At 43.9% G+C, this 692-nt stretch carries 1 pseudogene; it reads right to left on the bottom strand.

From position 1 onward, the window contains the following. Window positions 1-85: 85 nt before the first annotated feature. Window positions 86-692: pseudogene (locus tag R7R78_RS26495) on the bottom strand (heme biosynthesis protein HemY); the annotation flags it as partial.

Below are 692 nucleotides of genomic sequence, written 5' to 3'. Positions count from 1 at the left end.
ATTTAATACGTGTTGATGGTTATGGATAAATGGCAGGCAATAAAAAGCCGACAGTAAACTGTCGGCTTGATAATGTTGTTACTGGTTAGTCGTGCTGAACCAGCATCAGAGCTTTACGAGAGACTTCATGAGCTGCTTTGGTTAGATTTTGCTTCTCTAGTGTGTCTGCTAGGAAAGCATAGTCAGATACGTCTGAGCGAAGTTTTAGAGCTATTTCAAAGTGCTCCTGAGCTTGTTGCCATTTCTCTTGACGGAAGTAGAAGTGTGCTAGAGCGCTGTGTGCCGCTGCGTTGTCAGATTCTTTCTTTACTACGCCTTCTAGGAAGACTACTACAGGATGGATATCTGGTAGGTTTAAGTCTGGCAGTAGTTGGTAAAGTTCTGGTTCAGGCTGCTTTTTCAGTGCTTCTTTTAGTACGGTAAAGGCTTCGGTATCGGCTTTACGAGCGATAAGCTCACGTGCAAAACAAGCAATAAGATGCGTGTCTTGCTTCACTTTACGAGCCAGACTGTTCCAATGAGAAATTAGCCCTTCGCTACCTTGTTGTTGCGCGACTTCATGCAGTAAACCACATTGTGCTTTCTGAATCAGTTCTGCTTGCTCTTCTTCCGTTACTAGCTTTGCTTTCGCCAGTTGTGGCATTAGGTCAATCAGTGGCTGCCACAATTTAAGCTGCATGTAAGTTGTTTTG

Source organism: Vibrio sp. 2134-1 (assembly GCF_033339495.1).
Note: the sequence above shows the minus strand (reverse complement) of the source record. Positions and strands in the feature narration are given on the sequence as shown.